Origin of the sequence: Enterobacter soli, assembly GCF_964208575.1 — a bacterium.
Classification (GTDB): domain Bacteria; phylum Pseudomonadota; class Gammaproteobacteria; order Enterobacterales; family Enterobacteriaceae; genus Enterobacter; species Enterobacter soli_A.
This window is the reverse complement of record NZ_CAXOFU010000007.1, coordinates 138,152-161,294: the sequence shown is the minus strand read 5'-3', so window position 1 is coordinate 161,294 and position 23,143 is coordinate 138,152. Positions and strand designations below refer to the sequence as shown.

The window sequence follows — 23,143 nt, the reverse complement described above, 5'->3', positions numbered from 1 at the left end:
TTCGTACCGGATAGATATTTACTAAAATCCGACAGTTGTTGTCGCTGAGGAATACAGAAAATGGGGCAATTTTTCGCTTACGTGGCGGTTATCACCGTAAAGGAGAATAACTATGTCGCATAACGCAACTCCAAAAACCTCTCGCGTGGAATTACGTAAAACGCTTACGTTGATTCCGGTTGTTATGATGGGCCTTGCCTATATGCAACCAATGACGCTGTTCGATACATTCGGTATCGTATCAGGCCTTACTGACGGTCACGTTGCAACGGCGTACGCCTTTGCGCTGGTCGCCATCCTCTTTACAGCGCTGAGCTACGGTAAACTGGTTCGCCGTTTCCCGTCCGCCGGCTCTGCCTACACCTATGCTCAGAAATCCATTAGCCCGGCTGTTGGCTTTATGGTGGGCTGGTCATCTCTGCTGGACTACCTGTTCATGCCGATGATCAACATTCTGCTGGCTAAAATTTACTTCGAAGCGCTGGTGCCTTCCGTACCATCGTGGATTTTCGTTGTTGCGCTGGTGGCCTTCATGACCATCTCTAACCTGCGCAGCATCAAGACCGTTGCCAACTTTAACACCCTGATTGTTATCCTGCAGATGGGTATCGTTGCGGTTATCGTCGGTCTGATTATTTACGGCGTAATGCACGGTGAAGGCGCGGGTACGCTGACCAGCACCCGTCCGTTCTGGTCTGAAGGGGCGCACGTTGTGCCGATGATTACCGGTGCGACCATCCTGTGCTTCTCGTTCCTGGGCTTCGACGGTATCTCTTCCCTGTCTGAAGAGACCAAAGACGCCGAGCGCGTGATCCCGAAAGCGATTTTCCTGACGGCGCTGATTGGCGGCCTGATCTTTATCGGTGCTTCCTACTTCCTGCAGCTGTACTTCCCGGACATCTCTCGCTTCAAAGATCCGGACGCGTCACAGCCTGAAATCATGCTGTACGTTGCAGGTAAAACCTTCCAGTGGGGCGTGCTGATCTTCTCCAGCGTCACCGTACTGGCATCCGGCATGGCGGCACACGCGGGCGTGTCTCGTCTGATGTACGTAATGGGCCGTGACGGCGTGTTCCCAACCCGTTTCTTCGGCTACGTTCATCCGAAATGGCGTACTCCGGCGTGGAACGTGCTGCTGGTTGGCGCAATTGCGCTGCTGGCGATTAAATTCGACCTGGTAACAGCAACGGCGCTGATCAACTTCGGCGCGCTGGTGGCCTTCACCTTCGTTAACCTCTCCGTGATCTCTCAGTTCTGGATCCGTGAGAAGCGCAACAAGACGCTGAAGGACCACTTCAACTACCTGGTACTGCCAGTGTGCGGCGCGCTGACCGTTGGCGCACTGTGGATCAACCTGGAAGAAAGCTCAATGGTTCTGGGTCTGATCTGGGGCGGTATCGGTCTGATTTACCTGGCCTGCGTAACCAAAAGCTTCCGCAACCCGGTTCCTCAGTACGAAGACGTTGCATAACATTGAGTCGGGTCGCGCACTGCGTGCCCGACGTTTAAGTCCCGCGTAAGCGGGCAAAAAAAACCGGAGAACATCGCCTCCGGTTTTTTTATGCCCTGAATTCAGACAATCTCCTGCGCGTACTGGAACAGCGCTTTCAGCAGCGCCTGCTTCTCCGCATCCCCTTCATGCTGGTTATAAAGCATTTCCAGCTCCTGGGCGTAGCTTTGCAGATATTCCGGCGTAAAGACGTTCCGGCGATGCTGCAGCCAGCGTTCCTGCTCGGCTTCATCAAGCGTGCCGGGGAAGTTGCGCGCCCGGTAGTTGAACATCAGCCTGTCGATACGCTTATCGGCAAAGGTAATGTCCAGCGCGGGCAAGTTACGCGGCTCGGTTTGCAGCACGATATTCATGGCCGCCCGGTCGGCATCGCTAAAGAAGCCGTTATAAAGCTGCGCATCGACATTGTCCGACGGCACAAACGGCTCGGCTTCGGCAAAAATGGCGACCACTTTTTCGCGCACCTGCGGGTTGTCGCGCAGCACCTTCAGGTTGTCCAGGCACTGCTGGCGGTTAATGCCCAGACGGTCGGCATCTTCCGGACGCAGCGTGTTGGCCTGCGCCAGCACCGGACACTTATTGATATGCACCAGCTTCACCGGGACGGCGGGCAGGTCGCCCAGCTCGCTTTTCGGGGTATAAAGGCGCTCGCGCAGGGCATCGCTGTCGAGCTCCAGCAGCGGCGAAATGTCTCCCGCCAGGTCGACCATAATCACCGCGTTGCGGTTGTCAGGGTGCCACGCCAGCGGCGCGACCCAGCTGGTGTTTCCGCGCCAGGCGCCAAACATTCCGGAGATATGCACCAGCGGTTTCATCTGCGGAACATCGATGAGCGTGGTGAGCTTATGCTTGCTGCGGTGGCTCAGCAGGTATTCAAACAGGCGCGGCTGGGCGGTTTTCACCAGCTTTGCCATCGCAATGGTGGCGTACACGTCGGCCATCGCGTCGTGGGCGTTGCTGTGTTCAATACCGTTGGCGCGGGTAAGGTGTTCAAGCCTGAAGCTGGTCAGGCCTTCCTCGTTCTCCGGCCAGTTAATCCCTTCCGGGCGCAGCGCATAGCACGCGCGCATGATGTCCAGCAGGTCCCAGCGCGAGTTGCGGTTCTGCCAGCTCCACGCGTAGGGATCGTAGAAGTTGCGGTAGAAAATATTGCGCGTCACTTCATCGTCGAAACGGATGTTGTTATAGCCCACCACGCAGGTATTCGGCACGGTAAACAGGTCGTGGATACGACGCGCGAAATCCGCCTCGTTGAGGCCTTTCTCACGCGCTTCCTGGGGCGTAATGCCCGTCACCATCACGGCACCGGGCTGAGGCAGGTAGTCGTCGGCGGGACGGCAGTAAAAGACTTCAGGCTCGCCAATGATGTTGAAATCTTCATCTGTGCGGATGGCGGCAAACTGGGCAGGCCTGTCCAGAGCCGGGTGGGTGCCAAAGGTTTCGTAATCGTGGAATAAAAATGTAGGGCGCGCGGCAGAGTCAGACACCAGTGATACCATCCTGTTAAAAATTGACGCCACTATGGTAAACGATCGCGGGGAACAGACCGAATAAAAAGCGCCATTAAGGGTGAAAATTGCGAGGCTGCTTCAGGAAAAAATATGCTGCCTGTCACATTTTTTTGCAATTAAGCCAGGTAACGACATAAGAACTCCCGTAAAAAGGTCAACGATTTTTAATGACCTGAGGATATACCGTTGAAACGCCGTCTGTTTATTGCTGTTTCTTTACTCGCTTCGAGTATCTCATCTGCCCTGGCTGCCGATCCGCTGGATTTTTCACCGCAGCCTCCGGCTATCCAGGCGGGATCCTGGGTTCTGATGGATTACACCACTGGTCAAATTTTAACGGCGGGCAACGAACATCAGCAGCGCAATCCGGCGAGCCTGACAAAGCTGATGACGGGCTACGTCGTCGACCGCGCGATCGACAGCCACCGCATCACGCCTGACGATGTCGTGACCGTAGGCCGCGACGCGTGGGCGAAGGGCAACCCGGTGTTTGATGGTTCTTCTCTGATGTTCCTGAAACAAGGCGATCGCGTGACGGTGCGCGACCTGAGCCGCGGTCTGATTGTCGATTCCGGTAACGATGCCTGCGTGGCGCTGGCCGACCACGTGGCGGGCGGACAGCCGCAGTTCGTCAACATGATGAACGACTACGTCCAGAAGCTGAACCTGCGCGATACCCACTTCGAAACGGTGCATGGCCTGGATGCGCCGGGGCAGCACAGCTCGGCCTACGACCTGGCGGTGCTGTCCCGGGCGATCATTCACGGTGAGCCTGAGTTCTACCACATGTACAGCGAGAAAAGCCTCACCTGGAACGGGATCACCCAGCAGAACCGCAACGGCCTGCTGTGGGACAAAACCATGAACGTGGACGGGCTGAAAACGGGCCACACCTCCGGGGCTGGCTTTAACCTGATTGCCTCTGCGGTAGACGGCCAGCGCCGCCTGATCGCGGTGGTGATGGGCGCCGATAGCCCGAAAGGCCGTGAAGATCAGGCCCGCAAGCTGCTGCACTGGGGACAGCAGAATTTTGATACCGTGCAGATCCTGCACAGCGGTAAGAAGGTCGGAACCGAGCGCATCTGGTACGGAGATAAAGAGCAGGTCGCACTGGGCACCGATCAGGACTTCTGGCTGGCGCTGCCTAAAGCGGAAGTCCCTAACATCAAGGCCAAATACGTGCTGGATAAAAAAGAGCTGGAAGCGCCGCTTGCCGCGCACCAGCGCGTCGGGGAAATCCAGCTCTACGACCGCGACAAAGTGGTGGCTCACTGGCCGCTGGTGACGCTGGAAAACGTTGATAAAGGCGGGCTTTTCTCCCGTCTTGGCGATTATCTGCACCACAAAATCTAACTGCGTTAGCAGGCCGCCATCAGCAGACTGGCAGGGATGCGAGTCTGCTCGCATAATAAGCATTCCTCATTTGCCGTTCATTGAAAACCTGCTTTACAGTGTATGAATATACAGTAATAAACGGAGGCAGCATGGACTACAGCATTAAGCAGCAGCAGAAACGTAAAATAGCCGGTTTCCACCTCGTCGGCCCCTGGGAAAAGACCGTCAAAAAGGGCTTTGAACAACTGATGATGTGGGTCGATGGCCGTCAGATCCAGCCGCTGGAGTGGGTGGCGGTGTATTACGATAACCCCGACGTTGTCCCGGCGGAAAAACTGCGCTGTGATACGGCGGTCACGGTGCCGGAAGACTTCGTTATTCCTGACAACAGCGAAGGGGTGATGCTCACCGAAATCGCGGCTGGCGATTACGCCGTCGCCACCGCCCGGGTCGAAAATCATGATTTCGCCACGCCCTGGTATCAATTCTTCAACTCGCTTTTGCAGGACAACCGATACCAGTGCGCGCCGAAACCCTGCTTCGAACGCTACCTGAACGACGGCAACGCTGACGGATACTGGGATATCGAGATGTACGTCGCGGTAGAGCATAAAGCCGGTTAATCCTGGTATCAGCAGGGTTTTTCAGCCGGGAGCGATCCGCCCGGCTGAAAACACAGTACAATTGTGCTTTGCCGTGTAGCTGGAGAGCGGGTGTGCGTCCCGACAAATCTTTAACGCCGTTTGAAATTCGGCTGTATCAACATTACCGCGTAGTGCATGGATGTCGCATTGCGCTGGCCTTTGTTCTCACCTTTGTGCTGGTTCGCTTGTTGAACGTTCCGGAGGGCACCTGGCCGCTGATCACGCTGGTGGTCATCATGGGGCCAATCTCCTTCTGGGGAAACGTTGTGCCGCGTGCCTTCGAGCGTATCGGCGGCACGGTGCTGGGCTCTGCGCTCGGGCTGATTGCCCTTAAGCTTGAGCTGATCTCGTTCCCGATCATGCTGCTGTGGTGCGCCGCGGCGATGTTCCTCTGCGGCTGGCTGGCGCTCGGCAAAAAACCGTATCAGGCGCTGCTGATTGGCATCACGCTGTCGGTTGTCGTCGGTGCCCCGGCGGGGGATATGACCACGGCGCTGTGGCGAAGCGGGGATGTGATCCTCGGCTCGCTGCTGGCGATGCTGTTTACCGGCATCTGGCCGCAGCGCGCGTTTCTGCACTGGCGCATCCAGATGGCGAACTACGTCACGGCATTCAACCGGGTTTATCAGGCCGGGTTTTCGCCTAACCTGGTAGAGCGCCCGCGGCTGGAAAAGCATCTGCAAAAAATTCTCAATGACGTGGTGAAAATGCGCGGCCTGATCACGCCTGCCAGCAAAGAGACCCACATTCAGAAGGCAATATTTGAAGCTATCCAGACGGTCAGCCGCAATCTGGTGTGTATTGTGGAACTGCAAATCAACGCCCACTGGGCGTCCCGTCCGAGCCATCTGCTGATGCTTAACGCGCATACGCTAAAAGAGACGCAGCAGATGACCCAGCAGACGTTGCTCACCATCGCGCACGCGCTTTATGAGGGGAACCCGCAGCCCATTCTGGCAAACAGCGAGCGGCTGAATGAGATCGTTGCCGAGCTAAAGCAGCTTATCAACGAACGCCAGAGCGATAACGTGGCTGAAACGCCGATACATGGCTACGTCTGGCTGAGCATGGAGCTGGCGCGGCAGCTGGAGCTTTTGTCGCATCTGATCTGCCGTGCGCTGCGCAAATAAAAAGCAGCCATCGCCATATGTGACGGCTGCTGCTTCGATTCAGCAGCATTTGGGGTTATGATAGCTTTAAACGATATTTACCTAAGATCGGTCGAGTTGCGTGAAGGTGATGTGCGAGGAAGCCCTCGCAAAGGCAACTTGAAGTATGACGGGTATACTCATTGCCATTCGCGGCCGCTGTCAGTAAGGTTACTGTTACAACGGTTGCTTTAACGAATCCGAATCTCACATTATCAGGGGTGTAAAAATGGAAACTACCAAGCCTTCGTTCCAGGATGTTCTGGAATTCGTCCGCCTGTTCCGCCGCAAAAACAAGCTGCAGCGTGAAATCCAGGACGTTGAGAAGAAGATCCGTGACAACCAGAAACGTGTTCTGCTGCTCGACAACCTGAGCGACTACATCAAGCCTGGTATGAGCGTTGAAGCCATTCAGGGCATCATCGCCAGCATGAAGAGCGACTACGAAGACCGCGTTGACGACTACATCATTAAGAACGCTGAGCTGTCTAAAGAGCGTCGCGACATCTCTAAAAAACTGAAAGTGATGGGCGAGATTAAAAACGCGGAAGTGAAAGGCGAATAATCGCGCTTGAATTGTGAAGAGGCTCTCTGGCAACAGAGGGCCTTTTTTTATGGCCCGAGAAGGCCATACGCAGAAAAGCAAAAAGCCTGCTGTAAAAGCAGGCTTTTCTAAATGTGGCTCCTCTGACTGGACTCGAACCAGTGACATACGGATTAACAGTCCGCCGTTCTACCGACTGAACTACAGAGGAATCGTTGTGGAGGCTTATCTTAGCGGCGAAAAAACTTTTGTCAAACCTCATCTTAGCGAAAATGGTTCGATTGCCGAAACTGTCGTCAGTTTGTTGTAATTCCAAACATATTTTTATGGAAAATACTTTGCAGGATACGCATTTCTCAATCATCATTTGAAATGGAGTTTCAACTTTCTCGCTAAGGTCCATTTTGAACGTCACTGCCCCCATACGCCAGGCGATTATGCGCACGCCCTGGTATGCAAAGCGTAAAAGCTACCGTGTTCTCTTCTGGCGTGAAATCACCCCCCTTGCCGTACCTATTTTTCTGGAGAATACCTGCGTCCTGCTGATGGGGGTATTGAGTACCTTCCTCGTGAGCTGGCTGGGTAAAGAGGCGATGGCCGGGGTAGGGCTGGCCGACAGTTTTAACATGGTGGTGATGTCCTTCTTTGCGGCTATCGATCTGGGAACCACGGTCGTCGTTGCGTTCAGCCTTGGCAAACTCGATCCCAAACGCGCCCGCGAGGCGGCCAGACAGTCGCTGATGATCATGACCGTGTTCTCCGCCATTCTCGCGGCGGTGATCCACTACTTCGGCAGGGAGATCATCGACGTGGTGGCGGGGGAAGCCACCGGCGAAGTGAAAGAGCTGGCGTTGACCTATCTGGAAATGACGGTGCTGAGCTATCCGGCGGCGGCGATTGCGCTCATCGGCAGCGGTGCGCTGCGCGGAGCCGGGAATACCAAAATCCCGCTGCTGATTAACGGCGGGATGAACATCCTGAATATCATCATCAGCAGCATCCTGATTTACGGCGTGTTCTCCTGGGACGGACTCGGTTTTGTCGGCGCAGGGCTGGGGCTGACCATCTCCCGCTACATCGGCGCTGCGGCGATTATCGGCGTGCTGATGGCCGGGATTACGCCGTCGCTGCGGCTCACGCTGAAAAGCTATTTCCGCCCGTTCAACTTCGCCATCATCTGGGAAGTGATGGGGATAGGTATCCCGGCCAGTATCGAATCGGTGCTGTTTAACGGCGGCAAGCTGCTGACGCAAATGTTCGTGGCGGGCATGGGAACCGACGTGATTGCGGGTAACTTTATTGCGTTTTCTATCGCCTCGCTGATCAACCTGCCGGGCAACGCCCTGGGGTCGGCGTCAACCATCATCACGGGCAAACGGCTCGGGAAAGGGCAGATAGGGCAGGCTGAGCGTCAGCTGCGCCACGTATTCTGGCTCTCGACTATTGGGCTCACGGCAATCGCCTGGGGCACCGCGCCATTTGCCGGGTTGATGGCGTCGTTTTACACCCACGAAGACGACGTAAAAGAGGTTGTGAAGGTGCTTATCTGGCTTAACGCCGCGTTTATGCCGATCTGGGCCGCCTCATGGGTGCTGCCCGCCGGGCTTAAGGGCGCGCGCGACGCGCGATTTGCCATGTGGGTCACGATGCTGGGCATGTGGGGCTGCCGCGTGGTGGCGGGCTATACGCTGGGGATTATCCTCGGAATGGGCGTCGTCGGCGTCTGGCTGGGGATGTTCCTCGACTGGGCCGTGCGCGGCGCGCTGTTCTACTGGCGAATGGTCAGCGGGCGCTGGCTGTGGAAATATCCGCGGAAAAAACCTGAGATTATCGACGCCGAAGCCGCGGAATGCGTAGCAAATGCGCGAAGTGGAGAATAAATCGGCAAACGATCGGAAATCTGCAATCTGCCTTTGACAACACCGGGGAGCATCGATAATATGCGCCCCGTTCACACGATTCCTCTGTAGTTCAGTCGGTAGAACGGCGGACTGTTAATCCGTATGTCACTGGTTCGAGTCCAGTCAGAGGAGCCAAATTTGAAAAGCCTGCTTTTACAGCAGGCTTTTTGCTTTTCTGGATTCGGTAAAATTGTCGGGTGGCGCTTCGCTTACCCGGCCTGCGATTCGATAGCAGACCGGGTAAGGTGCCGCCGCCACGCGGCAATTCAGTGGGTTAGCGATTAACCCGGATCGGCGCGGTCGCCTCAAACAGCCACGGGCGCGCATCGCTGTCCACCAGCGGGGAGATCGCCTCGCGCACCTGCTGGTGGTACTCGTCCAGCCACTGCTTCTCCTGGTCGTTCAGCAAGCTCAGCTCCACCTGGCTCAGGTCAATCGGGATCAGCGTCAGGGAGGCGAACTTGCAAAAGCCCGGACGGCTCTCAACGATTTCCACCTGATTTTCAATACGAATGCCGTGGCTGTCGGCCAGATAATACCCCGGCTCGATGGTCATGATATTCCCGGCCACCAGCGGCCACGGGTTCACCTTTTTCGCGATACGGTGCGGGTTTTCGTGGATCAACAGCTGATGCCCCACGCCGTGCCCGGTTCCGTGATCGTAATCCAGCCCCATCTCCCACAGCGGACGGCGCGCGAAGGCGTCGAGCTGGTGTCCCTGCGTCCCGGACGGGAACTGCAGCGTAATCAGCGACAAAAAGCCTTTTAACACGGCGGTGTAGTGCAAACGCTGCTGCGGATCGACCTTGCCCCACGCCAGGGTGCGCGTGGCGTCGGTGGTGCCGTTTTGGTACTGACCGCCGGAATCGTTGAGATAAAAATGATCCTGGAGCAGCGGCTTGTTGCTGGCATCGCTGGAGTGGTAATGACACATCGCCGCATTGCTCATGGCAGCGGAAATGGTGGCAAAACTCTGCTCGATAAAGCCCGGCTGCCGCTCGCGGAACGCAAGCTGCTGCGCCTGAACCTCAAGCTCGGTGAGCGGATTGCCGGCCTCTGCCCGCTGCGGCACTTCGCGGGACAGCCACGCGAGAAAGTTCACCCACGCCGCGCCGTCCTGATGATGGCATTCGCGGTAGCCCGCCAGCTCCGTCGGGTTCTTATTGGCCTTCATCAGGGTGATCGGGTCGGTATGCCAGACGATCTCCCCCTGCGGTTCAATGGCGAAACGCAGCGCGACGGGGGCGGAATCCGCATCGACCAGCACCCGTTTGCCCTGTGAAAGCTGCTTGCAGCGGTCGATAAACGCATCCTGCGGCGCCAGGGTAAAGGCGTCGCGCACCGCCTGCGGCAGCGCGTGGAGCTTGTTGTCGTTTACAAACCACTCCACGCCGCCGTCGCGGCTGAGCAGGGCGAAAGAGAGCGGAACCGGGCTGGTCGGGATATCGGACCCGCGGACGTTCAGCAGCCAGGCGATGTTGTCCGGCAGCGTAATCGCCAGATAATCCGCGCCTTTCTCAGCGAGAATTTGCGCCACACGCTGGCGCTTGTCCGCGCTGCTTTCGCCGCTGGTCTCAACGGGCATCTCGCGGATTGCCCCGGCCGGCGCCGCAGGGCGATCGGTCCAGAGCGTATCGAACGGAGAGGCCTTCAGCGGCACCAGTTCACAGGGCGTGGCCGACAGCTGCGCGTACTCGGCGTTGGTCATCAGCAGCGCTTCAAAGCCGATGCGGGTGCCCGGGGCGACGTTGTGCGCCAGCCAGTCTGCCAGCGGCTCGTTGTGCAGATGGTGGATTTCCACCTCATCCATATTGACCTGAACACGCGCCTGCACCTGATAGCGCCCGTCAACGAACAGCAGGGCTCTGTCTTTCAAAACCAGCGCCAGCCCGGCGGAGCCGTCAAAGCCCGTCAGCCACGCCAGCTTTTCATCATAGGGCGCGCAGTATTCGCTCTGCCAGGCATCGGCGCGGGGGACGATCATCCCGTCGAGATGGTTTTCCCCGAGCCACTGGCGCAGGGCAGAGAGCGGTGACGTGTTGTGCATTGTTCTTCCTTATTGTTATTAGCGGAACGGCGGCTCGTTGAACGTGCGCAGCTTGCGGGTATGGAGCTTGTCGCCTTCTGCACGCAGTAAATCGATGGCGCGGATGCCAATTTGCAGGTGCTCGGAAATGGCCCCTTCATAGAAGCGGTTGGCCTGACCCGGGAGCTTGATTTCACCGTGCAGCGGCTTGTCCGACACGCACAGCAGGGTGCCGTACGGGACGCGGAAGCGGTAGCCCTGGGCGGCGATGGTGGCGCTCTCCATATCAATGGCAACCGCGCGGCTCAGGTTAAAGCGCAGCGCAGAGGCGGAATAGCGCAGCTCCCAGTTGCGATCGTCGGTGGTGACGACCGTCCCGGTGCGCAGGCGCTGCTTCACCTCTTCACCCGGCATTCCGCTCACCTCTTTGGTGGCGTCGTACAGCGCGCGCTGCACTTCGGCAATGCTTGGGATCGGGATATCCGGCGGCAGCACCGCGTCCAGCACGTGATCGTCACGCAGATAGGCGTGGGCCAGCACGTAGTCGCCAATCAGCTGGCTTTCGCGCAGGCCGCCGCAGTGGCCGATCATCAGCCAGACGTCCGGGCGCAGCACCGCCAGATGGTCGCAAATGGTTTTGGCGTTCGACGGGCCAACCCCGATATTAATCAGCGTGATCCCCTGACCGTCCGCGGTGATCAGGTGCCAGGCGGGCATCTGATGCTTTTTCCACGCCAGATCGGAAATGGCCTGCTCAGGCGCTTCGGTTTCGGCGGTGATCCAGATCCCGCCCGCGCAGGAGAGCGCAATGTACGGGCTGTCCGGATCCAGGATCTGGCTGCATCCCCAGCGCACGAACTCGTCGACGTAGCGGGTGTAGTTGGTGAACAGCACGAACGGCTGGAAGTGCTCGGCGGGCGTGCCGGTGTAGTGACGCAGGCGCGCGAGGGAGAAATCCACGCGCCGCGCGTCGAAGTGCGACAGCGGGGAAAACTCGGCCGGGTGATAAATACCGTCTGCGGTTTCATCGCCAATCTGCGACAGCTCGGTGGTCGGGAAGTGGCGCGTCAGCCCGGCGCTCATCGACCGGTCCAGCGTCAACGCAGACCCGTCTATCACGTAAGGATAGGGAATTTCGTGCATTGAGGGTTCAACGCTGATGTGCGCGCCGTAATCCTGATACAGCAGGGTGAGCTGCTCTTCGAGATAAGGGCGGAACAGTGCAGGGCGGGTGATGGTGGTGCTGTAGCAGCCTGAGTGGGTGAAGCGGGCGTAGGCGCGGGTTTTTGGCGTGGTGCTGGCGCTGCCGTCCCAGGTCACGGAGAGTGACGGATAAACAAAAAGGCCACTGCTTCTGGCCTTATCGTCGGGAAGTTTGCCGGTTTCGATGTACTCGCTGATGGCACTGCGCAATGCGTTAACGGACTGTTCGTATAACGCATCGAGTTTTTCCAGTGCCTGAGCCGGGGTCAGGCTGGAGCCCTTATTATTCATCTCTGTCTCCTTGTTCCACAGGTGTGCGGCGTTACCCGATAGTATGTCACACGCCTGTGAAACAAAAGAGATCAGGAGGCGGGCCCGGCGTGAGGTGCCTCTTTCATGAACAGCGCCGTGGCGGCAGAGAGCAGGCAGCCCGCCAGCAGGTAAATCGCCACGCTGTGCCAGTTACCGCCGGAGAACGTCACCAGCGCGGCGGCGATAAACGGCGTGAAGCCGCCGCCCACCACGCTCGCCACCTGGTAACCCACGCCCGCGCCGCTGTAGCGATAGCGCGCGCCAAACAGCTCGGTGAACATCGGCTGCTGGACGCAGACCACCATGTCATGGGCGATATTTGCCAGCATGATGGCAAAGAAGACGATCCAGAACACCGACTGGGCCTCCAGCGCCATAAAGAACGGCCAGGCGCTCAGGGTGCCAATCAGCGCGCCGGTGATATAGACGCGCCGACGGCCAAAGCGGTCTGCAAGCCAGGCGAAGCAGGGGATGGTCAGGCAGCTAATGCCGCCCACCAGCAGGCCGATATTCAGGAACAGCTCGCGAGGCAGGCCCAGATTCTGCGTGGAGTAGTTCAGGGCGAACGCGGTCACGATGTACATCGTCAGCAGTTCGCACAGGCGCAGGGCGATAATTTTCAGAAAAGCGCCAGGGTGCTGGGTCAGGGCTTCCATCACCGGAAGGCGTTTTTTAACCACGGGCGCTTCCTGCTGCTGCTTTTCAAACTCGGCGGACTCTTCCATGCCGTTGCGCACCCACAGGGCGGCGATCACCAGCACAATGCTAAAGATGAAGGGAATGCGCCAGCCCCAGCTGAGGAACTGCTCGTCGGTGGTGAGCTGGCTAATGAGCGATACCAGACCGGTGGAGAGCAGCAGGCCAACGCCATAGCCCACCTGCACGCCGCTGCTGTAGAAGGCTTTCTTGTGTTTGGGCGCGCTTTCCACGGACAGCAGCGCCGCGCCGCCCCATTCACCACCCACGGCGAATCCCTGAATGGCGCGAAGCGTCACCAGCAGCACTGGCGCCCACCAGCCAATGGTGGCGAACGACGGCAGAATGCCGATCAGCGCCGTGGCGATCCCCATCATCCACACCGTCAGCATCAGCATTCGCTTGCGTCCGAGGCGGTCGCCAAAATGGCCGAAGATCACGCCACCGAGCGGGCGGAACAAGAATCCCACGCCAAAGGTCGCAAAGGCGGCCAGGGTGCCCATCGCGGGGCTTATCTGGGGGAAGAATTCGCGGTTAAACACCAGCGCGGCAGTGATGCCGTAGAGCAGAAAATCATACCAGTCGACGACGGCGCCAGCGAAGCTGCCGAGGGCAGCGCGGCGGGCGCGATTGAGCGAAGGTGTCTCCTCTATAGGACGTGCGGAGATGAGGGTGGAGTCCATAGTTATCCTGTCTGTACTGATTTTTAATTATTGGTATAAGAAAAGGTTACTCACGTTGCGTCCGTCGTATCGGCGGAACCTATGAGACTACCGCGACAGGGGGCGGGAGGAAACTGATTTTATTTCCCGTTCGCGGATAAAAATCGGTCCGTTTACGGCTCCATCTCCCGGTATGAATGGCGAAAAAGGCTATGCTTATCCGATACGTAACGCGACTGAGGAAGGGAAGATGCGTCGTCTGAGTCTGTTGGGGTGTATTGCTGCATTACTGGTTAGCCAGAGCGTGCTGGCCACCCGCTACCCGTTGCCCCCGGAGGGAAGCCGTCTGGTGGGAAGCACGCAGGTTATCACCGTGCCGGAGGGCAATACCCTGCCGCTGGAGGCCTTCGCCGCGCGGCACGAGCTGGGGCTGAGCAATATGCTGGAGGCCAATCCGGGCGTCGATCCGTTTTTACCCAGGCCGGGAACGCAGCTGATTATCCCCCAGCAGCTGATCCTGCCGGATACGGTGCGCGAGGGCATTGTGGTGAACGTGGCGGAAATGCGCCTGTACTACTATCCCAAAGACGGTCAAAGCGTTGAGGTTTTCCCGATTGGCATCGGCCAGGCCGGGCGCGAAACGCCGCGAAACTGGGTGACGCACGTGGAGCGCAAGCTGGCGGGGCCAACCTGGTCGCCCACGCCGAACACGCGTAAAGCCTATGCCCAGGAGGGCAAAACGCTGCCTGCGTTTGTCCCGGCAGGGCCGGATAATCCGATGGGGCTGTATGCCATCTATATCGGCAGGCTGTACGCCATTCACGGCACCAACTCGAACTTCGGCATCGGGCTGCGGGTGAGTCAAGGCTGTATTCGTCTGCGCAATAACGACATTAAATATCTGTTCGACAATATTCCGGTCGGGACGCGCGTCCAGCTTATCGATCAGCCGGTGAAGACAACGACCGAACCCGACGGCAGCCGCTGGCTCGAAGTTCACGAACCGCTGTCGCGTAACCGCGCGGAATTTGAATCCACCAAAAAAGTGCCGCTGCCGATAGCTCCCGCGTTGCGGGCGCAGCTTGTGAGCGCAGGCGGCGAGGCGGCTCTGGAGCGTCGCTCGGGGATGCCGGTAAGAATAGGGATGTGACCTGGCGGTACGCCTGCTGAACGCAGAAAAGCAAAAAGCCTGCTATAAAAGCAGGCTTTTTAAATTTGGCTCCTCTGACTGGACTCGAACCAGTGACATACGGATTAACAGTCCGCCGTTCTACCGACTGAACTACAGAGGAATCGTGTGAACGGGGCGCATATTATCGACGTCAGTTACGCTTGTCAAAGGGTGGATCGCAACCTTTTGATCGTTTGCTGACAAAATCAGCAAAATGGCGTTTTTCACAACGGAATGCACCCTAATGGTGCGTGAATACCTCTTATGGGGCAGATCATAAACCGCTGTTTCGATAATAAAACCCGCCCTGGCGATTAGATTTCCTTATTTTCAGGCGGTTAGGGGACTAATCAGACCTCTTCTCAAAACTGGCATTCATATTGCAAAAACCCTTTCACAATTAGAGCCAGTACTGGCACTGCATTTCGAACAGGGGGCAAAATGAACTTAAGACGACTGAAATACTTCGTGAAAATCGTCGATATCGGCAGCCTGACCCAGGCCGCGGAAGTCTTGCATATCGCGCAGCCTGCGCTGAGCCAGCAGGTGGCCACTCTGGAAGGTGAAATGGATCAGCAGCTGCTGATCCGCACGAAGCGTGGCGTAACGCCGACCGAAGCCGGCAAAATTCTCTATACCCACGCCAGAACCATTCTGCGTCAGTGCGAACAGGCGCAGCTGGCGGTGAACAATGTCGGGCAGACGCTGAGCGGGCATGTTTCTATTGGCCTCGCCCCGGGAACGGCGGCGTCGTCTATTACCATGCCGCTGTTGCAGGCGGTACGCGCGGAGCTGCCGGACGTGCTGGTGTATCTGCATGAAAACAGCGGGTCGGTGCTGAACGAAAAACTGCTCGGCGGACAGCTGGATATGGCCGTGCTGTACGACCGCTCTCCGGTGGCCGGGATCACCAGCCAGCCGCTGCTGAAAGAGGACCTCTACCTGGTCGGCACCCGCGATTGTCCGGGCCAGAGTATCGACCTGACCGCCGTTGCGGAGATGAATCTCTTCCTGCCGCGCGACTACAGCGCCGTGCGGGTGCGCGTGGATGAGGCCTTTTCCCTGCGCCGCCTGACGGCAAAAATCATCGGTGAAATTGACTCTATCTCCACGCTGACCGCGGCTATCGCCAGCGGAATGGGCGTGACCGTACTGCCAGAATCGGCGGCGCGCTCGCTGTGCAGCGCTGCAAACGGCTGGATGGCGCGGATCACCACGCCATCAATGAGCCTGCCGCTGTCGCTGAACATGTCGGCACGCGGGTCGCTGACGCCACAGGCGCAGGCGGTAAAAGAGATCCTGATGTCGCTGGTCAGCAAGCCGTCGCTGGAAAATCGCGAGCTGCAGCTCGTCAGCTGATATTCCATAAAAGCATAAGATGCTGGTTTTTATTATTTGTTCTCCAGGTCGGCTGACTCTAACAATAGAGCCATGTCAGATGCGCCGGAGTGAATCGTGAATTTCCAGCAACTTAAAATTATCCGTGAGGCGGCACGGCGGGACTATAACCTCACCGAAGTCGCCAACATGCTTTATACCTCCCAGTCGGGCGTCAGCCGCCATATTCGCGAGCTGGAAGAGGAGCTTGGGATCGAGATCTTCATTCGTCGCGGCAAGCGCCTGCTTGGCATGACGGAGCCAGGCAAAGCGTTGCTGACCATCGCCGAGCGTATTCTCAACGAGGCCAGCAACGTCCGCCGACTGGCGGATCTGTTCACCAATGACGCGTCCGGCGTGTTGACCATCGCTACGACCCATACTCAGGCGCGCTACAGCCTGCCGCCGGTTATCAAAGCCTTTCGCGAGCTTTTCCCCGACGTTCGTCTGGAGCTGATCCAGGGCACGCCGCAGGAGATCGAAGTGCTGCTGCAAAACGGCGGGGCGGATATTGGCATCGCCAGCGAGCGACTGAGCAACGATCCGCTGCTGGTGGCCTTCCCGTGGTTCCGCTGGCACCACAGCCTGCTGCTGCCGGTCGATCACCCCCTCACTCAGGTCACTCCGCTGACCCTCGAGGAGATCGGCAAATGGCCGCTCATCACCTATCGGCAGGGCATCACCGGACGTTCCCGCATCGACGAGGCGTTTAACCGCAAGGGCCTGACGCCGGATATCGTGCTGAGCGCCCAGGACTCGGATGTGATTAAAACCTACGTCGAACTCGGGCTCGGCATTGGGCTGGTGGCGGAACAGTCGGGCGGCGAGCGCGAAACGGGAGATCTGGTGCGTCTGGATACCCGCCACCTGTTCGATGCCAACACCGTCTGGCTCGGCCTCAAGCGCGGGCAGCTGCAGCGCAACTACGTCTGGCGCTTTATCGAGCTCTGCAATGCGGGGCTGTCGGTGGATGAAATCAAGCGTCAGGTGATGGAGCCAGAAGAAGTGGCGATCGATTATCAGATTTAGTCTGCGTTTGCCTGGCGGCGCGTTGCTGACCGGGCAAAAGGGTTATTGTGCCGGGTAAGGAGGTATTACCGCCCGGCGAGCATCTTCAACATTTTCTGAATGCGCCTTCCGCTTTTTAACACTGGCAAATGCCCCACGTAAAACTCTCCTGCATACTCCCCCTATAGCTTTACATCTATATAGTATTTAATCTATATTCAGGGAGGTCCCGTGTGGGCAATTAGAACAACGGACGTGTTCGATAGCTGGTTTACCCGCCTCAAGGACACCGATCGCGCCAGCGTACTTGCGGCACTCCTCGTGCTGCGTGAGAAGGGGCCAGGGCTGTGCAGGCCCTATGCTGATACTGTTAAGGGCTCGCGCTACACCAACATGAAAGAGCTGCGAATTCAGAGCAGGGGCGATCCGTTACGGGCATTTTTCGCCTTTGACCCCTACCGCTGCGGAATAGTGCTTTGCGCCGGAAATAAGGTGGGAAACGAAATTCGCTTCTATAAAGAGATGCTTCCGATTGCCGATCGGGAATTTACCCGATGGCTAAATACATTAGAAAAGAAGGAGTAACGCGATGGGCAGAACGCTGGAGCAGCTTATTGCGGACGAAAAACCTGAGGTTGTGGCTGACGCTCAGGCGATAGCGACGGATATCTTGCTCAACATCCACCTTGCGGAGCTGCGCGAGAAAGTGCAGAAAACGCAGGTCGAAATGGCTCAGGCGCTCGGTATCAGACAGCCTACCGTTGCCGTCATGGAAAAGCCTGGCCGTGATTTGAAGCTTTCGTCCCTTAAGCGCTACGTTGAGGCGGCGGGCGGTAAGCTGCGTCTTGACGTGGAACTGCCGGACGGCTCTCACTACGATTTTGTTCTCTGAACGCAGAAAAGCAAAAAGCCTGCTGTAAAAGCAGGCTTTTCAAATTTGGCTCCTCTGACTGGACTCGAACCAGTGACATACGGATTAACAGTCCGCCGTTCTACCGACTGAACTACAGAGGAATCGTGTGAACGAGGCGCATGTTAATGGCCTCGCTAATTTGTGTCAACACTAAAATTAACGTGCTGATTCAAATGATTAATTTTGCTTCAAACTGTTGTTTTAGTGTACTTGAGTGCTTGAATAGCCGCCATGCTCGCCATTTTTACGTAAACGCTGGAGCGGGTCTTGCTGATAGAAATGGCAAAAACGTTGCCACAGCGCCGGGAAGCGGGGGGCGAAAAGTTCTGGCGCGCTGAAGAAGTATTCTGACAGCACGGCAAAACACTCGGCGGGATCGGTGGCGGCGTAGGCGTCAATGCTCGCCGCGCTTTCCCCGACTAAATCAATCTCATCCTGAATGTTGTCCATCGCCGCGTGCAGGTCGTGTTCCCAGCCGGCCACCTCGCGCAGGGGGATCAGCGGCACGCCGCTCGCGCGGTCGCCGTTGCGGGTATCAAGCTTATGCGCCACTTCGTGAATAATCAGGTTAAAGCCGGACGCGTCGAACGAGTCCTGAATATCGAGCCAGTTGAGAATAATTGGCCCCTGCTGCCAGCTTTGCCCTGATTGCACCACGCGCTGGTTGTGTACCAGCCCGATATCGTCCTGCCACTCGTCGTCAACCACGAACGGCGCCGGATAAATCAGCACTTCGTGGAAGCCGTCCAGCCACTCGATACCCAGCTCGAGAACGGGCAAACAGAAGATCAGGGCAATACGTGAACTTTTAAGCGCATCTAGTTCGAATCCCTGAAGGGGAACCAGGCGCTTTTGCTGTAAGAAGCGATCGGCAAGCTGAACCAGTTTTGACTGATCCTCTGGCGGGAGATTAGCCAGGACGGGAATAGCTATCGCTTCCTCCCAGGGCAGAGCCGTATTTCGACCAGCGTCATTCGATTTCCAGGGCCACTTAATCATCGCTTTGCTCGCAAACTCGTTACCAGAACAGAATTGAAAGGTCAGGGGGACATTTTTATCACGCCCAAAACGGCTTGGCATCCACTTTCATCTCTTTGAGTTCACACAATTAACAACAATGCGGTGGCGCATTTTATCCGCAGCTGAAATAAAAAAGCCAGGCATCGGCCTGGCTGTAAAACTTAGCGCAGCGCCTGCGCGATGGCGCTAAACATCAGCGATGCCTCCAGCGGCTGCGCGCTAAACGACGGCTCCGCCTGCGGCCAGGTTGACCACTGCACGATGACCAGATTCTCCGCGCGGTTCACCATAATCATCTGTCCGAAAATACCCAGCGCCCACAGCGACTCTTTCAGGGACGCCTGCGCGGCTGGCTCGACGTTTTTGGCATTAGCCGGAACTTCATTATTCCACCACTGATAGCCGTACAGGCCGTTCGGGTGCGCGGCGGAAACCGACCCGGCGGCACGCGTCCAGTCAGAAGAGTTGCTCACCCAGTTATCCGGCAGGATTTTTTTGCCGTCAGGCAGCGTGCCGTTGTGCAGAATGAACTCCCCGAAGCGTCCCCAGTCTTCCAGCGTGGCGTTGAAGCCGTGCGCGCCCACGTCGTGCTCGCCTTTGCTGTAGGCGTGCCACACGCCGTCGCTTGCCATCCCGTAGGGCTGCCAGATGCTTTTCTCCAGATACGCCGCGAGCGTCATGCCGGTGGCGCGCTCCAGCACATCCCCCAGCAGCCACGCGCCGCCGGAGGAATACGACCAGTTTTGTCCGGCAGGGTGTTCACGGTGCAGGCCGGAAACCAGCTTACGCACGCAGTCGTAGGTGCCGGGCTTCGCTTCGCATTCGGTCAGCTTCGCGAAATCCGACTCCGGATTCGTATAATCCTCATTCCAGGCCACGCCGGACGTGTGCGTGATGAGCTGCTTCAGGGTGACGCCGTCCCATGCCGTGCCCTTTAAATCCGGCTCGTAGCGGGTGATAAGATCGTCCAGCGAGTGAATTTTCCCCTCCTTGATGGCGACCCCAACCAGCGCGGACACCACCGATTTGCCCACCGAGCGGGACGTCCACAACGTGGAATCGGTATTGCCTTCGCCGAGGTATTTCCAGGCGATTTTGCCGTCTTTCAGCACCAGCATTCCGCTAACGTTTTGTCGCTTCAGGTAATCCTGCAGCCCGTAAGTTTTGCCGTTAACCCGATAGCGGGCGTCCGTCAGCGGCTTTTCTGCCTGCTTCAAAGGCGTCGCCGCGCCGTGACGGAAGACATCGCCCGCATAGTTGCGATAGTCGTTGCGAAAGCCCACCACGCGGTCGGCCTGGCTCCAGGTGAGCATCTGATGGGGATCCGGCAGCGTGCGGTCAAAAGGGGCGGGGCAGGCGCTGAGGTCGGTGCCTTCGCAGGCGGCCATGGCGACGGGGGATAACAGGCTAAAAACGATACCCGCCAGCAGGGCGCGATTTAACGATTTGTTTTTCATGTTTTTTCTCGTATGGATGAGGAACGCCTTCAGTTTAAGAACTCGCGCCCTATAATAAAAAACGCGTAATGGGGGAAAATCCCCCCAAAAACAGACGGGAGGCGCTGTGTCATCGTTGCTCTATTCTTTTGCCCAGCTTGAGGCATTTACCGCGGTGGTTGAGCACGGAAGCCTGATGCAGGCGGCCATCAGGCTGGGGAAAGATCGCACCACGCTTCGCGATCTGATTGATTTTCTGGAAGACGGCCTGGGATATCCGCTGTTTACCCGGGAAGGGCGCACCCTGCGCCTCACCCCGGAGGGCGAGCAGCTCCAGCGTCAGGCGCACCTGCTGATGCGCCAGGTGAAGGCGTTCGAGGCGTTTGCCAGAAGCGTGCCGGACGGTGCCAGCCAGCAGGTCACTCTTGTCTACGATCCCTTTACCCCGCGCGCCTTTTTGCGGGCGCTGATTGGCGTAATGGCAGAGCGCGGCACGCGGTTAAGCTTGATCGGCGCCTCGCGCGACGTCGCGGAGGAGCTGCTGGCAAAGGGTCAGGCCGACCTGGGGATTTTTCAGGCGCGAAACCGCAGCGTGGGGAATGAGATGGAGTGGCGCGCGCTGGGGGCGATAGACATGGATTTCTATGCCTCCACGGCGCTTTTCCCGGGCGCCGGGCAGCCGCTGTCACTGCTCGATCTCTCGCTGGTGCCGCAGGTGATCATGCACTCCGCGTCCGACGAGCCCGTGGCGCGTCGGCTGCAAATTTCCGGGCATACCCTGTTTACCAGCGAGCCGGGAATGCTGCGTGAGCTGGTGGAGCAGGGATGCGGCTGGGGGTTTTTACCCACCCATTTTGCCGCCGAAACCTGGCGTAACGTCAGGGCGCTGCGCACCGAGGTGGGGAATCAGGGAATTGGGCAGACGATGGTGACCATCTGGAAACCCGGAAGCGACAAGCGGGCCATGATTGAAGAACTGCTTACGCTCCTGCCGGCGCTGTGGCGAAAAAAAGCCCGCGAATGCGGGCTTTAGAAGAGTACGGCCAGACTTAGCGCTGGGAGCAACCCGCGCACTGTTTGTTCTGGATCTGCTGGAAGAAGTCGTTTCCTTTGTCATCCACCAGGATGAACGCCGGGAAGTCTTCCACTTCGATTTTCCAGATAGCTTCCATCCCCAGTTCAGGATAGGCCACGCACTCCAGGCTCTTGATGCTGTTTTGCGCCAGCACCGCCGCCGGGCCGCCGATGCTGCCGAGGTAGAAGCCGCCGTGCTTGTGGCAGGCATCCGTTACCTGCTGGCTGCGGTTGCCTTTCGCCAGCATGATCATGCTCGCGCCGTGGGATTGCAGTAAGTCCACGTAGGAGTCCATACGTCCCGCGGTGGTCGGGCCTAAGGAGCCGGACGCATAGCCTTCAGGCGTTTTCGCCGGGCCCGCGTAGTAGATCGGATGATCTTTCACGTACTGCGGCAGCGCTTCGCCGTTGTCGAGCAGCTCTTTGAGCTTCGCGTGGGCGATATCGCGCGCGACGATGATGGTGCCGTTCAGCGACAGGCGGGTCGAAACCGGATGCGCGGCCAGCTGCGCCAGGATCTCGGTCATCGGCTTGTTCAGGTTAATGCTCACCACGTCGCCTTCGCCCTGCTGGCGCAGAGATTCAGGAATGTACTGGCCCGGATTGTGTTCCAGCTTCTCGATCCAGATGCCGTCGCGGTTGATTTTCGCTTTGATGTTGCGGTCAGCGGAGCAGGAGACGCCCATGCCGATAGGGCAGGAGGCGCCGTGGCGCGGCAGACGGATCACGCGGATATCGTGGGCGAAGTACTTGCCGCCGAACTGCGCGCCGAGACCCAGGTTCTGCGCTTCCTGGAGCAGTTCCTGCTCGAGCTGAACGTCGCGGAACGCCTGGCCGTGCTCGTTGCCTTCGGTTGGTAGCGCGTCGTAGTAGCGGGTTGAGGCCAGCTTGACGGTTTTGAGCGTGCTTTCAGCGGACGTCCCGCCGATCACAAAGGCGATGTGGTACGGAGGGCAGGCGGCTGTGCCCAGGGTCCGCATCTTCTCTACCAGGTAGTTTTTCAGCTTCGCCGGGGTGATCAGCGCTTTGGTTTCCTGATACAGGTAGGTTTTGTTGGCGGAGCCGCCGCCTTTTGCCATGCACAGGAACTTGTACTCGTCGCCATCCACGCTGTAGAGGTCAATCTGCGCGGGCAGGTTGGTGCCGGTATTCACCTCTTTATACATATCCAGCGCCGCGTTTTGCGAGTAGCGCAGGTTGTCTTCAATATAGGTGTTGTACACGCCCTGGCTCAGCGCGGCTTCATCGCCGCCGCCGGTCCAGACGCGTTGGCCTTTTTTACCCATGATGATGGCGGTGCCGGTGTCCTGGCAGGTAGGCAGCACGCCTTTGGCGGCGATTTCCGAGTTGCGCAGGAACTGCAGCGCGACGTATTTGTCGTTTTCGCTGGCCTGCGGATCGTGAAGAATAGCGGCAACCTGTTTCTGGTGCGACGGGCGCAGCATAAAGGCCGCATCGTGGAAGGCCTGCTGTGCCAGCAGCGTCAGCGCCTCTGGCTCCACTTTCAGCACTTCCTGACCGTCGAATTCGGCAACGGAAACGTGCTCTTTGGTCAGCAGATAGTATTCAGTGTCGTCATGGGAGAGCGGGAAGGGGTTCTGATAGTAAAACGGTTTGTTCGACATTATCTCTTGCTCCATAAAAATTAAACC

Annotated in this window: 20 protein-coding genes and 4 tRNA genes; 14 read left to right on the top strand and 10 right to left on the bottom strand. The window is 57.9% G+C overall.

Annotated elements, in window-relative coordinates; translation table 11 throughout:
• Positions 1-60 precede the first annotated feature (60 nt).
• Positions 61-123: a membrane protein YoeI gene (yoeI, locus tag AB6V08_RS09720; protein WP_099458931.1), complete on the top strand. Its 63-nt coding sequence runs from the start codon at positions 61-63 to the stop codon at positions 121-123.
• Positions 113-1,471 carry an APC family permease gene (locus tag AB6V08_RS09715; RefSeq protein WP_368542456.1) on the top strand — a complete coding sequence of 453 codons (1,359 nt, stop codon included), beginning with the start codon at positions 113-115 and terminating at the stop codon, positions 1,469-1,471. Before yoeI ends, AB6V08_RS09715 begins: the two co-directional genes overlap by 11 nt.
• Positions 1,472-1,572: 101 nt before the next feature.
• Here AB6V08_RS09715 and sbcB read toward each other — a convergent pair whose 3' ends face one another.
• A complete protein-coding gene (gene sbcB / locus AB6V08_RS09710) occupies positions 1,573-3,009 on the bottom strand; it encodes an exodeoxyribonuclease I (protein ID WP_439649872.1) in 1,437 nt (478 codons plus the stop codon).
• Between the two features lie 192 nt (positions 3,010-3,201).
• Between sbcB and dacD the strand changes: the two genes are divergently transcribed.
• From dacD to AB6V08_RS09690, 4 genes are all read left to right on the top strand, one after another.
• Positions 3,202-4,374 (top strand): serine-type D-Ala-D-Ala carboxypeptidase DacD, encoded by a 1,173-nt coding sequence (gene dacD / locus AB6V08_RS09705; RefSeq protein WP_368542529.1) that lies wholly within the window; start codon positions 3,202-3,204, stop codon positions 4,372-4,374.
• A gap of 131 nt (positions 4,375-4,505) precedes the next feature.
• Positions 4,506-4,979, top strand: coding sequence for a DNA gyrase inhibitor SbmC (sbmC, locus tag AB6V08_RS09700; RefSeq protein WP_368542455.1), 474 nt, complete (start codon positions 4,506-4,508; stop codon positions 4,977-4,979).
• 92 nt (positions 4,980-5,071) lie between these two features.
• Complete coding sequence (locus AB6V08_RS09695; RefSeq protein WP_368542454.1) at positions 5,072-6,130, top strand: FUSC family protein; 1,059 nt, start codon at positions 5,072-5,074, stop codon at positions 6,128-6,130.
• 247 nt (positions 6,131-6,377) lie between these two features.
• Positions 6,378-6,713, top strand: a complete 336-nt coding sequence (locus AB6V08_RS09690; RefSeq protein ID WP_152081519.1) for a DUF496 family protein — start codon at positions 6,378-6,380, stop codon at positions 6,711-6,713.
• A gap of 114 nt (positions 6,714-6,827) precedes the next feature.
• Here the strand turns inward: AB6V08_RS09690 and AB6V08_RS09685 are convergent.
• A tRNA-Asn gene (locus tag AB6V08_RS09685) sits at positions 6,828-6,903 on the bottom strand.
• A gap of 226 nt (positions 6,904-7,129) precedes the next feature.
• Between AB6V08_RS09685 and emmdR the strand changes: the two genes are divergently transcribed.
• Complete coding sequence (gene emmdR / locus AB6V08_RS09675; protein WP_439649869.1) at positions 7,130-8,572, top strand: multidrug efflux MATE transporter EmmdR; 1,443 nt, start codon at positions 7,130-7,132, stop codon at positions 8,570-8,572.
• Positions 8,573-8,652: 80 nt separating this feature from the next.
• Positions 8,653-8,728 (top strand) — tRNA-Asn (locus tag AB6V08_RS09670).
• 139 nt (positions 8,729-8,867) lie between these two features.
• On the opposite strand, the gene AB6V08_RS09665 is transcribed toward AB6V08_RS09670, so the two are convergent.
• The 3 genes from AB6V08_RS09665 to shiA form a co-directional block, all read right to left on the bottom strand.
• Positions 8,868-10,640: an aminopeptidase P family protein gene (locus AB6V08_RS09665; protein ID WP_368542451.1), complete on the bottom strand. Its 1,773-nt coding sequence runs from the start codon at positions 10,638-10,640 to the stop codon at positions 8,868-8,870.
• Between the two features lie 18 nt (positions 10,641-10,658).
• On the bottom strand, positions 10,659-12,113 hold the full coding sequence (locus AB6V08_RS09660; protein WP_368542450.1) for an AMP nucleosidase: 1,455 nt from the start codon (positions 12,111-12,113) through the stop codon (positions 10,659-10,661).
• A 71-nt stretch (positions 12,114-12,184) separates the two neighbouring features.
• The gene (gene shiA, locus AB6V08_RS09655; protein ID WP_368542449.1) at positions 12,185-13,513 is read right to left on the bottom strand and encodes a shikimate transporter; all 1,329 of its coding nucleotides are present in this window, start codon (positions 13,511-13,513) and stop codon (positions 12,185-12,187) included.
• A 229-nt stretch (positions 13,514-13,742) separates the two neighbouring features.
• On the opposite strand from shiA, the gene ldtA reads away from it, so the two are divergent.
• Entirely contained in the window at positions 13,743-14,642 is a 900-nt protein-coding gene (gene ldtA, locus AB6V08_RS09650; RefSeq protein WP_368542448.1) for a L,D-transpeptidase, read from the top strand.
• Between the two features lie 66 nt (positions 14,643-14,708).
• Here ldtA and AB6V08_RS09645 read toward each other — a convergent pair.
• A tRNA-Asn gene (locus AB6V08_RS09645) sits at positions 14,709-14,784 on the bottom strand.
• Positions 14,785-15,104: 320 nt separating this feature from the next.
• Here AB6V08_RS09645 and nac point away from each other — a divergent pair.
• The 4 genes from nac (at position 15,105) to AB6V08_RS09625 (ending at position 17,940) form a co-directional block, all read left to right on the top strand.
• Positions 15,105-16,022, top strand: a complete 918-nt coding sequence (nac, locus tag AB6V08_RS09640) for a nitrogen assimilation transcriptional regulator NAC (RefSeq protein WP_234675498.1) — start codon at positions 15,105-15,107, stop codon at positions 16,020-16,022.
• 96 nt (positions 16,023-16,118) lie between these two features.
• Positions 16,119-17,069 (top strand): HTH-type transcriptional regulator Cbl, encoded by a 951-nt coding sequence (gene cbl, locus AB6V08_RS09635; protein WP_368542447.1) that lies wholly within the window; start codon positions 16,119-16,121, stop codon positions 17,067-17,069.
• 210 nt (positions 17,070-17,279) lie between these two features.
• Positions 17,280-17,633: a type II toxin-antitoxin system RelE/ParE family toxin gene (locus AB6V08_RS09630; protein WP_368542446.1), complete on the top strand. Its 354-nt coding sequence runs from the start codon at positions 17,280-17,282 to the stop codon at positions 17,631-17,633.
• Between the two features lie 4 nt (positions 17,634-17,637).
• Positions 17,638-17,940: a transcriptional regulator gene (locus AB6V08_RS09625; RefSeq protein ID WP_368542445.1), complete on the top strand. Its 303-nt coding sequence runs from the start codon at positions 17,638-17,640 to the stop codon at positions 17,938-17,940.
• A 46-nt stretch (positions 17,941-17,986) separates the two neighbouring features.
• Here the strand turns inward: AB6V08_RS09625 and AB6V08_RS09620 are convergent.
• The 3 genes from AB6V08_RS09620 to AB6V08_RS09610 form a co-directional block, all read right to left on the bottom strand.
• Positions 17,987-18,062: transfer RNA gene (locus AB6V08_RS09620), tRNA-Asn, on the bottom strand.
• 100 nt (positions 18,063-18,162) lie between these two features.
• Positions 18,163-18,960, bottom strand: coding sequence for a DgsA anti-repressor MtfA (mtfA, locus tag AB6V08_RS09615; protein ID WP_368542444.1), 798 nt, complete (start codon positions 18,958-18,960; stop codon positions 18,163-18,165).
• Positions 18,961-19,142: 182 nt separating this feature from the next.
• Positions 19,143-20,438 carry a serine hydrolase domain-containing protein gene (locus tag AB6V08_RS09610; RefSeq protein ID WP_368542443.1) on the bottom strand — a complete coding sequence of 432 codons (1,296 nt, stop codon included), beginning with the start codon at positions 20,436-20,438 and terminating at the stop codon, positions 19,143-19,145.
• Positions 20,439-20,544: 106 nt separating this feature from the next.
• Between AB6V08_RS09610 and AB6V08_RS09605 the strand changes: the two genes are divergently transcribed.
• Complete coding sequence (locus tag AB6V08_RS09605) at positions 20,545-21,450, top strand: LysR family transcriptional regulator (RefSeq protein WP_368542442.1); 906 nt, start codon at positions 20,545-20,547, stop codon at positions 21,448-21,450.
• A gap of 16 nt (positions 21,451-21,466) precedes the next feature.
• Here AB6V08_RS09605 and fumA read toward each other — a convergent pair whose 3' ends face one another.
• A complete protein-coding gene (gene fumA / locus AB6V08_RS09600; protein ID WP_368542441.1) occupies positions 21,467-23,116 on the bottom strand; it encodes a class I fumarate hydratase FumA in 1,650 nt (549 codons plus the stop codon).
• Between the last annotated feature and the right edge of the window lie 27 nt (positions 23,117-23,143).